This is a genomic window from Modicisalibacter luteus DSM 23508 (assembly GCF_000378505.1).
GTDB lineage: Bacteria > Pseudomonadota > Gammaproteobacteria > Pseudomonadales > Halomonadaceae > Modicisalibacter > Modicisalibacter luteus.
Window position 1 is genome coordinate 227,924 of sequence record NZ_KB899994.1, and the last position, 12,509, is coordinate 240,432.

Consider the following 12,509-nt stretch of genomic DNA (forward strand, 5'->3'; position numbering starts at 1 on the left):
GCGGTTTCTCTTCGCTTACCGATGAAGATTTAGGTATTGGTTACCTTGTATTTGCAGTTTTCGCGCTAACCCTCGAAAGGAATTGGAATCAAAAGGCGTCGAAACGGCACTAAATTAGTGCATAGAATGTATTAACAATCTGCTGTTGCCGGACAATTTCTCCACCGCTTTGCGGCTCCGAAATTGCCGCAAAGCTCTGCGTTAGTTGATGATAGAGAATCGCATGGAAGTAGATAATATAAAGCTATACATAGATGGCCGTTGGGAACTCACTGACCTGAATGTTCTAACCAGAGTCTATATTCAGCTCTACGGTTTGCTCTATTCCCTTGATGTGGCTGATGATTATCTAGACGATGAAATTCAGTATATCTATGGGAAGTACCCTTGGCGTGGTGGGTTCAGCGCCGTTAACTTCTATCAAAACCTATTCGCTAAAATGCCGCGCGAATACAAGCCAAGCATTAAATCAATTCAGTATGCTTCTCCTGGATTTATAGAACTATCCCAGATAGTAGAAGTAGCAAAAGATGTGGCTCAAATTGTTGGGTATGTCTCTGCCGCGCTTCTTGCAGGAAACAAAACTTACAGTGTTATTCACAAAGGAATGAGCGAAAGAAAACTAATGCGGCTTAACCTCCGAAGTGAGGAACTTAGCCTTTTAGAAAAGGAAAAGATATTCATTCAAAGTTCAGTTGTGGAAATATCAAATATAATGGGTGTAAAAAAAGAAACACTCGAAAAGCTGTATTTTCGCAACGAAAATAATGAACTTGCTGTTTTAAAAATACTTGCCTCAGTGTATCGGCGCGCGCGAGATTTGGCGAAATTGCAAAACAAACAGAAGCTAGACTTGCAGCGAGCCCATCGCGAACGGTCATCAACTTACAATCAAAGCCAGTCGGACGCGTAAACGTGCCGCTGCTTTGGGCGTTAAATTGAGCACAGAGCTAAGGAAGTCCATCGAGTGGAAGAGTTCTTTTTAAGAAATCCATGGGTAAGAGCTTTCTTGCCTCTATTGCTTATGGCGGGTTCTAGTGTATTTGCTAGCTCTTTGGTTGTAGAAATAGCCAGTGGTTCTGACATTGAATGGAATCTAGTCAGTGAAAAGCCGTCATTCTATCTTCTCCTGATCTGCACAATCCTGCTTTGCTTTTATCAAGTTGCTTTGTCACGCCATGACCGGCTTCTGATAAGAGGGTTAACCCCTAAGCAGTACGAAGCAAGTCTAAGAAATAGAGTTGCGGAAGAAAGCGCAAAAAGAGCTCGAAAGCTAATAAAAGAGGGTAATGTTGAGCAACTTGAAAAAGAAACGGAGTCGTTTAAAAAACTGTTCGGGGAGGGTGCACAGTGAAAATTCTAATCACCGAGCAGTTCAACAAAGCAGTTAAAAAACTGAATCAGGAAGACCAGAAGTCTGTCTTTGCTTTGTTTGCTCGCCTAGAGGCGACAACAAAAGAGGAACTTTTTAGCTCTGGTAAGCTTATAAAAATTTCTTCTCCAGACGAAAAGATATTCGTGATTAGAAGTAAATTTATAAGAGTGTTCTGCACTTTTGAAACTGCAAAGGAAGAAGAAGACCTGATACTACTAGATGTTATTCGTAAAAACAGTAGTCGCCTAAAAATGCCTTTCAATTTAACAAGGCCAGGCAGCAGGACGCGCTAACGCGCGCCTCTGCTGGCAGCGTTATGCGTCTAACCCGCATTATTGGTAAAAGTAAATAGTTTAAATAAGGATTTATGAATTGAAAAATATTATTGAAATAACACAGGACGCCGCTGGAGTTATTGAATCCGGCAGTTGTGAGTATTACGGCTTTTACACTGGTGGTATACAGTCATGTTTGATTTCTGTTTATGAGTGCAACGACGCTTGTGTTTTAGTTCATGATTCTGGGCAATTAAAAATTAGTGATATTACCAAGCTAGTTAAAAAATATGGTGATGTTAAAAGAGTCACAGTAGCTTTTGGGCCAGAACTTAATAGGAGGCATCATCAAGTTAGATTAGACAAAATATTATTAGATGTTGGTTGCGTTGATAGAAATGTCGATCTGATGGAGCGCAATAAAAGCAATTTTGCATTTTTATTTCCGATTAACGGGGATGCTTCTACTATTGAAAACATGCGACCAGAAACAGTTCAAGCTATCCCGGATAAAGATAAAAGAATGTCTATGGTTGAGTTGAATAACTTTTTCTTGAAGCCTAATTCACAAAAGCTAAGGCTTGAAGTTCAATTTGCAAAAGGAAAATACAATCCTCCTCGGGGGTTAGACCTTTCTTTGAAAGATATGCTCAAAATAGTAAAGAAACAGCCTGATTTTTTCTTTGCCAATTTGGATTTCTTAGAAAAAGCACATAAAGCAGAGGTCATTTCTCTTCCAAAAGCGCTTTTGGAAGTCGCGAAAATTTTTAATGTTTCAGAATTTATGTATCGACAATTGCTACCAGAAGAAAGGCGGCAGCAAAATATTGAGTTTCGAAAGTTCATAAATTAGTCACGCATAACAAGACGCTGCAATAGACCTCGCGATGCCACGCATTTTGCAGAGCAAAATGACGCGCCAATGCTCGGCTATTGAGCTTAGCGTTAACCACTATCAACCCCCGAAGGTCGGATGGGGGCCCAACTTTCGGGGTGCAGTTAAGCTCACTGACTTGGTTTATTTGATTCAGGTGCGCTTACTTCGCCGCCAGCGCCACGCCCACCTTCGACCGGTTCGGCCGCCCAATCGCTTGGGTGATCCAAGTGCCGGTTCCCGCCAGCTCGTCCAAATCGATTCCCGTCTCGATTCTCAACCCATCGAGCAGATACACCACATCCTCGCTTGCCACGTTACCGGAAGCGCCTTTGGCGTAGGGGCAGCCGCCGAGGCCGGCGACGGAGCTATCGATCACGGCGATGCCTTCTTCCAGCACGGCGTAGAGGTTGGCGAGTGCTTGACCGTAGGTGTCGTGAAAGTGGGCGGCGAGCTTCTCTATGGGAATGTCGCGGCTTACGGCTTCGATCATGCGCTTGGCCTTGAGTGGGGTACCGGTGCCGATGGTGTCGCCGAGGGAGACTTCATAGCAGCCCATCTCATACAGCGCTTTCGAGACGTCGGCGACCTTGGTCGGCTCGATCTCGCCTTCGTAGGGGCAGCCGAGCACGCAGGAGACGTAACCGCGCACGCGCACGTTGGCGGCCTTGGCGCGTTCCAGTACCGGTTCGAAGCGTTGCAGTGATTCGGCAATCGAGCAGTTGATGTTCTTCTGCGAGAAGGCTTCACTGGCGGCGCCGAACACGGCGACTTCCTCGACGCCGCATTCCAGTGCTGCTTCCAGCCCCTTGAGGTTGGGAGTGAGGGCGGAGTAGACCACGCCGGGCCGGTGGGTGAGGCCGGTTATCACCTCGCGGTGGTCGGCCATCTGCGGCACCCACTTGGGCGAGACGAAGCTGGCGGCTTCGATATGCCGGATGCCTGCCGCGCCGAGGCGGTCGATCAGCTCCAGCTTGGTGGCGGTGCTGATCGGCTCGGGTTCGTTTTGCAGGCCGTCGCGGGGGCCAACCTCAACCAGCCTGACGGAATGGGGGAAAGCCATATTCGTCTCCTTTCCTCGCGTTATTCACCTGCCTGAAATTCCAGCAGCACATCTCCCTGTCCCACCGTATCGCCTGAGTTGAAGTGGAAGCTCTCCACATGGCCATCGGCGGGGGCGTTGAGGGTGTGCTCCATCTTCATCGCTTCCATGACCATCAGCGGTGTGCCTTTCTCGACGGCCTGGCCGGGCTCGACGAGCAGCGCCACTACGGTGCCGTGCATGGGCGCAGTGAGAGTGGCGTCGACTTCGTGATGGCCGTGATCTACGGCATCGAGGCGGCGCCAGAACAGGCGGGTCTCGCCCTGGGCGTCGCCCAGGATGAGGATATCACCATGGATGGTACGCTCGATTCGGGCCAGCAGGCGGCGGCGGTGCCCGTCCAGGGTGATCGCCACGGCGTCGCCTTTCAGGCGTTGCAGGCGGCCGGTCAGGGTGTCGCCGCCAATGCGCAGGCGCCAGTCGTTGTCGGTGATCGGTCGCTCGGCCAGCACGGTGACGATGGCGTCACTGTCGGCATCGTCGCTGGCATGGGCCGGGTCGGTGAGGGCGATGCGGATGGCTGCCGGGGCGTTGAGCCGCCAGCCGTCGCGGCGTGCCCAGGGGGAGTCGGCGCTGGCCTCGTTCTGCAGCCGGTCGATAGCCACCAGTGCCGCTGCCGCATAGGCCTGGGCATCGAGACGCGGGGCGGCGAACAGGCTGTCGTGGTGATGCTCGATGAAGCGGGTGTCGAGCTCGGCCTGCTTGAACGCGGGGTGGCTGGCCAGGCGCTGCAGGAAGGCGCGGTTGGTAATTACGCCGGCCACGTCGAGCGCGCTCAGCGCACGGTTGAGGGTGGCCAGGGCCTGGTCGCGGTCGTCGCCATGCACGATCAGCTTGGCGAGCATCGGGTCGTAGTGCATCGAGACCGCATCGCCTGCCTCGACGCCGCTGTCGAGCCGCACGCGTTCGGCGTCCAGCCCCGCGCCGGTCAGGTCAAGCCCAAAGCGCTCGAGCGTGCCCGTGGCGGGCAGGAAGTCCTGCTCGGGGTCCTCGGCGTAGAGGCGTGCCTCGAAGGCATGGCCGCTGATCGTCAGTGCATCCTGCGCCTTGGGTAGCGGCAGGCCGGCGGCCACGCGCAGTTGCCATTCGACCAGGTCCTCGCCGGTGATCATTTCAGTGACCGGGTGCTCGACCTGCAGGCGGGTGTTCATTTCCATGAAGTAGAAGCGACCATCGGCATCCAAAAGAAACTCGACGGTACCGGCACCCACGTAGCCAATTTCCTTGGCGGCACGCACTGCGGCCTCGCCCATCTCGCGGCGCAGGGCCTCGCTCATGCCCGGAGCGGGGGCTTCTTCGAGTACCTTCTGGTGGCGGCGCTGCACCGAGCAGTCGCGCTCGAACAGGTAGACGCCGTTGCCCTGGCTGTCGCAGAACACCTGTACCTCGACGTGGCGTGGCTGGGTCAGGTATTTCTCGATCAGCATGCGGTCGTCACCGAACGCGGCCCGGGACTCGCGGCGGCAGCCGTCGAGGGCGGCCTGGAAGTCCTCGCCACGCTCGACCACGCGCATGCCCTTGCCGCCGCCGCCGGCGCTGGCCTTGAGCAGGGCCGGGTAGCCGATGCGATTGGCCTCGGCTTTCAGATAATCATCCGCCTGGTTATCGCCGTGGTAGCCGGGCACCAGCGGGACGCCGGCGGATTCCATGCGTGCCTTGGCGGCGGACTTGTCGCCCATGGCGGCAATCGCGCTGGCCGACGGGCCGACAAAGATGATACCGGCCTGCTCGCAGGCGGCGACAAAGGTGGCGTTCTCGGAGAGGAAGCCGTAGCCGGGGTGGATGGCGTCGGCGCCGGTGCGCCGGGCCGCTTCGATCACGGCATCAATGTTCAGGTAACTCTCGCGTGCCGGGGCCGGGCCCAGGCGTACGGCCTCGTCGGCCTCGCGCACGTGGCGGGCGTCGGCATCGGCGTCGGAATAGACCGCCACGCTCTTGAGGCCCAGGCGGCGGGCAGTGCGGATCACGCGGCAGGCGATCTCGCCGCGGTTGGCGACGAGGACCGTCGCAAGCGACTTGGGGGCGTTGGCGAGGCTCATGCACCCGGCTCCTTGTCGTTGTCTTGGTGGGGCGTCCAGGCGGGCGGGCGCTTGTCGAAGAACGCGCCCAGGCCTTCCTGGCCTTCCGCGCTGACGCGCAGCTCGCTGATGACCTGGCAGCAGCGCTCGCGGGTCGCTTCGCTGTCGGGAGCGCGGGCCACCTCGGCGAGCAGGGCCTTGGTCGCACGGCTGGCCTGCGGCGAGGCGTCGAGCAGGGTGTTCACGTACACCGCGACGCGCTTGTCGAGTTCTTCCTTGCCGGTCACTTCATGGACCAGCCCCAGCGTTTGGGCGGTGGTCACGTCCATGACCTCGGCGGTCAGCGCATAGCGGCGCATCTGACGCTGGCCGATGGCGCGCTGCACGTAGGGACTGATGACTGCTGGCGACAGGCCGATCCTGACCTCGGAGAGGCAGAAGCGCGCCGCTTCGGAAGCGATGACCAGGTCGCAGCCCGCCGCCAGCCCGACGGCGCCGCCGTAGGCTGCGCCTTGCACGCGACACACGGTCGGGCAGGGCAGGGTGTCGAGGCGGTGCATCATGCGCGACAGTTCGCGGGAATCGTCGAGGTTGGCATCGACGCTGTACTCGATCATGCGCTTCATCCAGTTCAGGTCGGCCCCGGCGGAGAAGTGCTTGCCTTCCGAGCCCAGCACCACCACACGTACTTCGCCACGCCCGGCGGCGTCGTGCAGGCGGTCGAGATGCCGATTGAGTTCGGCAATCAGCGCATCGTCGAAGGCGTTGTGCACGTCGGGGCGCGCCAGGGTCAGCCAGGCGACGCCGCGCTCGTCGATGTTCAGCCGACAAAAGGAATCGTTAGCCATGTCGGGTGCTCCTTACATTCTGAACACGCCGAAGCGCGTTTCTTCGATTTCTGCATTCATGGCAGCATCCAATGCCAGCCCCAGCACATCGCGGGTCTGCAGCGGGTCAATCACGCCGTCATCCCACAGCCGGGCACTGGCGTAGTAGGGGTGACCCTGATGCTCGTACTGCTCGCGAATCGGCGCCTTGAAGGCGGCTTCGTCGTCGGCACTCCAGTCGGTGCCGCTGCGCTCATGCTGTTCGCGCTTGACCTGAGCCAGCACGTTGGCGGCCTGGTCGCCGCCCATCACCGAAATGCGTGCGTTGGGCCACATGAACAGCAGGTTGGGTTCGTAGGCGCGTCCGCACATGCCGTAGTTGCCGGCACCGAAGCTGCCACCGATCAGCACCGTGAACTTGGGCACCTTGGCGCAGGCCACCGCAGTGACCAGTTTGGCGCCGTGCTTGGCGATGCCTTCCTGCTCGTACTTCGAACCGACCATGAAGCCGGTGATGTTCTGCAGGAATACCAGCGGAATCTTGCGCTGTGCACACAGCTCGATGAAGTGCGCACCCTTGACCGCGGACTCCGAGAACAGCACGCCGTTGTTGGCGATGATCCCCACCGGGTGGCCGTGCAAATGCGCGAAGCCGGTGACCAGGGTGTCGCCGTAGTAGCGCTTGAACTCGTCGAAGTCGGAGTCGTCGACCAGCCGGGCGATGATCTCGCGTACGTCGTAGGGCTTCTTGAGGTCGGTGCCGACGATGCCGTAGATCTCTCGGGGATCGAGGCGCGGCGGCTTGGGGGCCTTCATCGCCAGTTGGCCGCGCTTCTGCCAGTTGAGGCGTGACACGGCGCGCCGTGCCAGTTGCAGGGCGTGGGCGTCGTTGTCGGCATAATGATCGGCCACACCGCTGACCTTGGCATGCACATCGGCGCCGCCCAGGTCCTCGGCGCTGATCGTCTCGCCGGTGGCGGCCTTCACCAGCGGCGGGCCGCCGAGGAAGATGGTGCCCTGGTTACGCACGATGATCGATTCATCGGCCATCGCCGGAACGTAGGCGCCGCCGGCGGTGCACGAGCCCATCACCACGGCGATCTGTGGAATGCCTTCGGCAGAGAGCGTGGCCTGGTTGTAGAAGATACGCCCGAAGTGGTCGCGGTCGGGGAACACCTCGTCCTGGTGGGGCAGGTGCGCGCCGCCGGAGTCGACCAGGTAGATGCACGGCAGGCGGTGCTTGCGGGCGATTTCCTGGGCGCGAAGGTGCTTCTTCACGGTCAGCGGGAAGTAGGTGCCGCCCTTGACCGTGGCGTCGTTGGCGACGATGACGCACTCGACGCCGCTCACCCGGCCGATACCGGCCACCACGCCGGCAGCAGGCACCTCGGTGCCATAAACCTCGTGGGCGGCCAGGGCGCCGATTTCCAGAAACGGTGCACCCTCGTCGAGCAGGTGTTCGATGCGGTCGCGCACGAACAACTTGCCGCGCGATTCGTGGCGTTCGCGAGCCTTGTCGCCGCCGCCCCGGGCGATGCTCGCGGTCAATGCGTGCAGCCGCTCGACCTCGGCACGCATCACGGCCTCGTTGGCCTGGAAGGCCTCGGTGCGCGGATTGATCTGGGTCGTCAGAATAGCCATGTTTCGTCGCCCTTATGCCGACTCATTAAAGAGTTCGCGCCCAATCAGCATGCGTCGAATCTCGCTGGTGCCGGCGCCGATCTCGTACAGCTTGGCGTCACGCAGCAGGCGTCCGGTGGGGTACTCGTTGATATAGCCGTTGCCGCCAAGCAACTGGATGGCGTCGAGCGCGACCTGGGTGGCCTTCTCGGCGCAGTAGAGGATCACACCGGCGGCGTCCTTGCGTGAGGTCCGGCCGCGGTCGCAGGCGCCGGCCACGGCATACAGGTAGGCGCGGCAGGCGTTCAGCGTGGTGTACATATCGGCCACCTTGCCCTGCACGAGTTGGAACTCGCCTATGGCCTGGTTGAACTGCTTGCGCTCGTGAATGTAGGGCACCACCACGTCCATGGCCGCCTGCATGATGCCGATGGGGCCGGCAGCGAGCACGGTACGCTCGTAATCCAGCCCGCTCATCAGCACCTTGGCGCCGCGGTTCTCCTCGCCGAGGATGTTCTCCGCCGGTACCTCGCAATCCTCGAACACCAGTTCGCAGGTATTGGAGCCACGCATGCCCAGCTTGTCGAGCTTCTGGGCGGTGGAGAAGCCGGGGAAATCCTTCTCGATAACGAACGCCGTGATGCCCTTGGAACCTGCCTCGGGATCGGTCTTGGCATAGACCACCAACACATGGGCATCCGGGCCGTTGGTGATCCACATCTTGTTGCCGTTGAGCACGTACGTATCGCCGCGCTTCTCGGCGCGCAGCTTCATGGAGACCACGTCGGAGCCGGCGCCGGGTTCGGACATCGCCAGTGCGCCGACATGCTCACCGCTGATCAGCTTGGGCAGGTACTTGGCCTTCTGCTCGGCACTGCCGTTGAGCTTGATCTGGTTGACGCACAGGTTGGAATGCGCGCCGTACGACAGCCCCACCGAGGCGCTGGCACGCGAGATCTCCTCCATGGCAATACAGTGGGCGAGATAGCCCATGCCGCTGCCGCCGTCCTCGTCGGGCACGGTAATGCCGAGCAGGCCCATGTCGCCGAATTTCTGCCACAGGTCGTTGGGAAAGACGTTGTCCTGGTCGATCTGCGCGGCCCGTGGGGCGATCTCGTCGCGGGCAAAGGCGCTGACGTGATCACGCAGCATGGTCAGCTCGTCGGGAAGGCCGAAATCGAGGGGTGTGTAGGGGGCGTGCATGACTGAGCTCCTGAATATTGTGTTTCGCAAGCCGAGTTGTCGCAGAGGATGCGGTTCTCGCGATTATTTATGAGGAGCAGCATAGGAAGGGTTTACGTTAACGTAAAGTAGAGCTTTGGTCGCAACTATGCAGAATCTCCGGCGCAGCGATGGCCAGAATTGGCATGTCCGGGTCGCTCAGGGAGGAGGGGGCGGAGCTATACTCACAATGATGGGTGCAAGGCTCATCGATCCTGACAACAACATGCTCCGACCGCGCCGAGTGTTGGCGACTCGACCCTGCGTCGGGGGAGGTTTCGATCATGGCACAAGTAGATTGGCGTCTCGAAGGGGAGTGGCTCAAGAACTGCAACTGCGCGTTCGGTTGCCCATGCGACTTCAACGCTCGACCGACGAACGGTGAATGCAAAGGTCTGCTGGGTATGCATATCACCAAGGGTCACTACGAAAATACTCACCTGAACGATCTGAGTTTCTTCGTGGTCGTGCAATTCCCCGGGCCGCTACATGAGGGAAACGGCCAGGCACAACCGATCATCGATGAACGCGCCAGCCCGGAACAGCGTGAGGCGTTGTTCGAGATCATGTCGGGAAAGCACTCGGCGGAAGGGACTCTGTTTCATATCTTCAGTCTCATCGTGAACAAGATGCACGATCCGATCTTCGCCCCCGTGACGTTCGAGTTCGATGAATCAGCGCGAACTGCAAGCCTGTCTATTCCCGGGGTACTCGAAAGCGACGTGGAGCCGATCAGGAACCCAGTGACCGACAAGCCCCACCGTATCCGGGTCGTCATGCCGGAAGGGTTCGAGCACATCACGGGCGAGATCGCTTGCGCCACCACCCAGAGCAGTGGAGCGATTGCGTTCTCCACGCAGGGGTCGCATAGCACGCTTGCGCATGTGGTGCAGACGCCCGAGGGGGTTGAAGCATAATGTAAGCGAGATCGGTAATGGCGGTTCCAGTATTCGAAAGAGCGCTACGACACGATCGGGTCCTCTTCACATCCGCGCTATTGATCACCGTCGTCCTGTGCTGGGCCTACCTGTTGGCAGGAGCAGGCGTCATGACGGGAATGACAGGCGATGCGGGCGAGATGGCCATGCCTCCTTCAGCGTGGACGCCGGCTCATGCGCTGATGATGTTCCTGATGTGGTCCATCATGATGGTGGCGATGATGTTGCCTGGCGCTGCGCCCATGCTGCTGCTATTCGCCACCATTGCCGGGGCGCGGCAGACCCCTGCGCGGCGCATGGTTGTATCGGGTACGTTTGCGCTGGGGTATATCTCGGTCTGGACAGCATTCAGCCTGGCCGCTGTCGCGCTGCAGTTCGCCTTGGAAAGGGCGGCGCTGCTCTCACCGATGATGCAGGCAACCAGCACGGCCATGGCGGGCACGGTACTGGTCGCTGCCGGTATCTACCAGTGGACGCCGCTCAAGCATGCCTGTCTCAGGCATTGCCGCTCACCCCTGGACTTCGTGCTCATGCACTGGCGTGAGGGGCTGCATGGCGCGTTCACGATGGGGTTGCGACACGGCGTGTACTGTCTCGGGTGCTGCTGGATGCTCATGCTGTTGCTATTCGTCGGCGGGGTCATGAACCTGGCGTGGATCGCCGGGCTAGCGCTGCTGGTCCTGGCGGAAAAGATGATACCCGCCGGGCATTGGGTGGGGCGGGTCATCGGCGCTGTATTGGTGACGTGGGGTAGCGTCATCCTGTTGACGCTTTACTGAGTTGCTTTCAAGGCGTCGCAGTTGGCCCCGGTGCGTGCAACCGGGGCCTGGGCATTGGCAGGAGGGTTATCAGACGTCGCTGCGCATCACCTTTTCGCTATGCGGCAGGATCAGGTTGAGTACGATGGCGACCAGCGCCCCCGGTATCAGGCCGGACTCGATGATGGCCTTGATGTTGTCGGAATATCCGGCGTAAAGGCCTTCCTGTGCCGGCAGGCCGAGGGCGGTAGCCAGCGCCAGAGCCAGGATCAGCATATTGCGCTTGTTGAAGTCGATGCCGCTAAGCATCTTGATGCCGGCGCTCGCAATCATGCCGAACATGATCAGCACTGCACCGCCCAGCACGGCGTTGGGAATGCCGGAGATTAATCCGCCCAGCTTGGGGAACAGGCCGGCGATGACCAGGAAAGCACCACCGATGGCGACCACGTAGCGGCTGACGACGCCGGTCAGAGCCACGATGCCCACGTTTTGGCTGAAGCTGATCTGCGGGAAGGCATTGAAGATCGCTGCGAAGACACTGGCCAGGCCATCGGCCATTACGCCGCCGGAGAGTTCCTTTTCGGTAGGCTCGCGGTTCGCGCCGCCCACCGTGGTGCCGACGATATCACCGATCGACTCGGCACAGGTCACCACGGCAAGCAGCACCACCGGCAGGATGGCGCTCAGGTGGAACTCCACGCCTATGGCGAAGGGCACCGGCAGCGAGAACCAGGCAGCCTTGCCCACGCTGGAGAAATCCACGTAGCCGAACACCACGGCAACAATAAAGCCTATCACCAGGCCGATTAGCGGTGCGGTTTCCGACCAGATGCCGCGCCCGAACTGATGCAGGCCAATGGTGATCGCCATGACCAGCCCGGCCAGCAACAGGTGGTGCGGGGCGCCGAAATCCGGCGCCCCGAAGCCACCACCAACATAGGCAAAGCCCACCGGCATGAGCAGGGCGCCGATCATGATCACGAACGCGCCGGTCACCACCGGGGGGAACAGGAAGCGCACGTAGGGCAGGAACAGCCCCACCAGGGCCATCGCAATCCCTCCACACAAGGCGGCCCCCAACGCGGCCGGAACGCCCATGCCCACGGCAATGGGAATTAGCACCGGTACGAAACCGAAACTGGTGCCCATGACGATCGGCAGGCGTGCGCCGATCGGGCCGAGGCCCAGCGATTGCACCAGCGTGGCGACCCCGGCGACGAACATCGCCGCCTGGATCATCATCGTTGTCTGGGCCTCCGACAGGCCCGCCGCGCCGGCAATGATGATCGGCACGGTGACGTTACTGACGAACATCGCCAAGACATGCTGGATCCCCAGCGGGACGGCACGCCTCAGGGGCGGCATGGCATTGACGTCGTGGGTACTGCGGACCCGAGGGGGATCGGCCTGCAACTGCTCGGATGCGGGAGTGGACATCGTGGCTCTCCATTGTTGTTTTCAAAGCGTTGTTGTTGAAGCTGGTCGCGATGCAATATTC

The 12,509-nt window shown here is 59.2% G+C and carries 12 protein-coding genes; 6 read left to right on the forward strand and 6 right to left on the reverse strand.

Annotated features, from left to right (window positions below):
• The first annotated feature begins 223 nt into the window (after positions 1 to 223).
• The 4 genes from F568_RS0110825 (at position 224) to F568_RS24950 (ending at position 2,503) form a co-directional block, all read left to right on the forward strand.
• Entirely contained in the window at positions 224 to 913 is a 690-nt protein-coding gene (locus tag F568_RS0110825) for a hypothetical protein (RefSeq protein ID WP_019018745.1), read from the forward strand.
• A gap of 54 nt (positions 914 to 967) precedes the next feature.
• The gene (locus tag F568_RS0110830; RefSeq protein ID WP_019018746.1) at positions 968 to 1,354 is read left to right on the forward strand and encodes a hypothetical protein; all 387 of its coding nucleotides are present in this window, start codon (positions 968 to 970) and stop codon (positions 1,352 to 1,354) included.
• Positions 1,351 to 1,668, forward strand: a complete 318-nt coding sequence (locus F568_RS0110835) for a hypothetical protein (RefSeq protein WP_019018747.1) — start codon at positions 1,351 to 1,353, stop codon at positions 1,666 to 1,668. The genes F568_RS0110830 and F568_RS0110835 overlap by 4 nt, the downstream gene beginning before the upstream one ends.
• Positions 1,669 to 1,747: 79 nt before the next feature.
• Positions 1,748 to 2,503: a hypothetical protein gene (locus tag F568_RS24950; RefSeq protein WP_156817410.1), complete on the forward strand. Its 756-nt coding sequence runs from the start codon at positions 1,748 to 1,750 to the stop codon at positions 2,501 to 2,503.
• A gap of 184 nt (positions 2,504 to 2,687) precedes the next feature.
• Here F568_RS24950 and F568_RS0110845 read toward each other — a convergent pair whose 3' ends face one another.
• The 5 genes from F568_RS0110845 to F568_RS0110865 are packed head-to-tail and all read right to left on the reverse strand — an operon-like array spanning position 2,688 to position 9,294.
• A complete protein-coding gene (locus F568_RS0110845) occupies positions 2,688 to 3,587 on the reverse strand; it encodes a hydroxymethylglutaryl-CoA lyase (RefSeq protein WP_019018749.1) in 900 nt (299 codons plus the stop codon).
• Between the two features lie 20 nt (positions 3,588 to 3,607).
• Entirely contained in the window at positions 3,608 to 5,665 is a 2,058-nt protein-coding gene (locus tag F568_RS0110850; RefSeq protein ID WP_019018750.1) for an acetyl/propionyl/methylcrotonyl-CoA carboxylase subunit alpha, read from the reverse strand.
• Positions 5,662 to 6,492, reverse strand: a complete 831-nt coding sequence (locus F568_RS0110855) for an enoyl-CoA hydratase-related protein (protein ID WP_019018751.1) — start codon at positions 6,490 to 6,492, stop codon at positions 5,662 to 5,664. The genes F568_RS0110850 and F568_RS0110855 overlap by 4 nt, the downstream gene beginning before the upstream one ends.
• Positions 6,493 to 6,504: 12 nt before the next feature.
• The gene (locus tag F568_RS0110860) at positions 6,505 to 8,112 is read right to left on the reverse strand and encodes a carboxyl transferase domain-containing protein (RefSeq protein WP_019018752.1); all 1,608 of its coding nucleotides are present in this window, start codon (positions 8,110 to 8,112) and stop codon (positions 6,505 to 6,507) included.
• A 12-nt stretch (positions 8,113 to 8,124) separates the two neighbouring features.
• Positions 8,125 to 9,294 carry an isovaleryl-CoA dehydrogenase gene (locus tag F568_RS0110865; protein ID WP_019018753.1) on the reverse strand — a complete coding sequence of 390 codons (1,170 nt, stop codon included), beginning with the start codon at positions 9,292 to 9,294 and terminating at the stop codon, positions 8,125 to 8,127.
• A gap of 302 nt (positions 9,295 to 9,596) precedes the next feature.
• Between F568_RS0110865 and F568_RS0110870 the strand changes: the two genes are divergently transcribed.
• Both F568_RS0110870 and F568_RS0110875 read left to right on the forward strand, forming a co-directional pair.
• A complete protein-coding gene (locus F568_RS0110870) occupies positions 9,597 to 10,229 on the forward strand; it encodes a DUF1326 domain-containing protein (protein WP_019018754.1) in 633 nt (210 codons plus the stop codon).
• A 131-nt stretch (positions 10,230 to 10,360) separates the two neighbouring features.
• On the forward strand, positions 10,361 to 11,029 hold the full coding sequence (locus F568_RS0110875) for a DUF2182 domain-containing protein (protein WP_229804104.1): 669 nt from the start codon (positions 10,361 to 10,363) through the stop codon (positions 11,027 to 11,029).
• Between the two features lie 69 nt (positions 11,030 to 11,098).
• Here the strand turns inward: F568_RS0110875 and F568_RS0110880 are convergent, their stop codons facing one another.
• Positions 11,099 to 12,448 (reverse strand): uracil-xanthine permease family protein, encoded by a 1,350-nt coding sequence (locus F568_RS0110880; protein ID WP_019018756.1) that lies wholly within the window; start codon positions 12,446 to 12,448, stop codon positions 11,099 to 11,101.
• Positions 12,449 to 12,509: the final 61 nt, after the last annotated feature.

Excerpts from the sequence above, each read along its gene's own strand:
- F568_RS0110825 (WP_019018745.1), top strand. The coding sequence starts at position 224 with ATGGAAGTAGATAATATAAAGCTATACATAGATGGCCGTTGGGAACTC.
- F568_RS0110845 (WP_019018749.1), bottom strand. The coding sequence starts at position 3,587 with ATGGCTTTCCCCCATTCCGTCAGGCTGGTTGAGGTTGGCCCCCGCGAC.
- F568_RS0110850 (WP_019018750.1), bottom strand. The coding sequence starts at position 5,665 with ATGAGCCTCGCCAACGCCCCCAAGTCGCTTGCGACGGTCCTCGTCGCC.
- F568_RS0110855 (WP_019018751.1), bottom strand. The coding sequence starts at position 6,492 with ATGGCTAACGATTCCTTTTGTCGGCTGAACATCGACGAGCGCGGCGTC.
- F568_RS0110860 (WP_019018752.1), bottom strand. The coding sequence starts at position 8,112 with ATGGCTATTCTGACGACCCAGATCAATCCGCGCACCGAGGCCTTCCAG.
- F568_RS0110865 (WP_019018753.1), bottom strand. The coding sequence starts at position 9,294 with ATGCACGCCCCCTACACACCCCTCGATTTCGGCCTTCCCGACGAGCTG.
- F568_RS0110870 (WP_019018754.1), top strand. The coding sequence starts at position 9,597 with ATGGCACAAGTAGATTGGCGTCTCGAAGGGGAGTGGCTCAAGAACTGC.
- F568_RS0110875 (WP_229804104.1), top strand. The coding sequence starts at position 10,361 with ATGACGGGAATGACAGGCGATGCGGGCGAGATGGCCATGCCTCCTTCA.
- F568_RS0110880 (WP_019018756.1), bottom strand. The coding sequence starts at position 12,448 with ATGTCCACTCCCGCATCCGAGCAGTTGCAGGCCGATCCCCCTCGGGTC.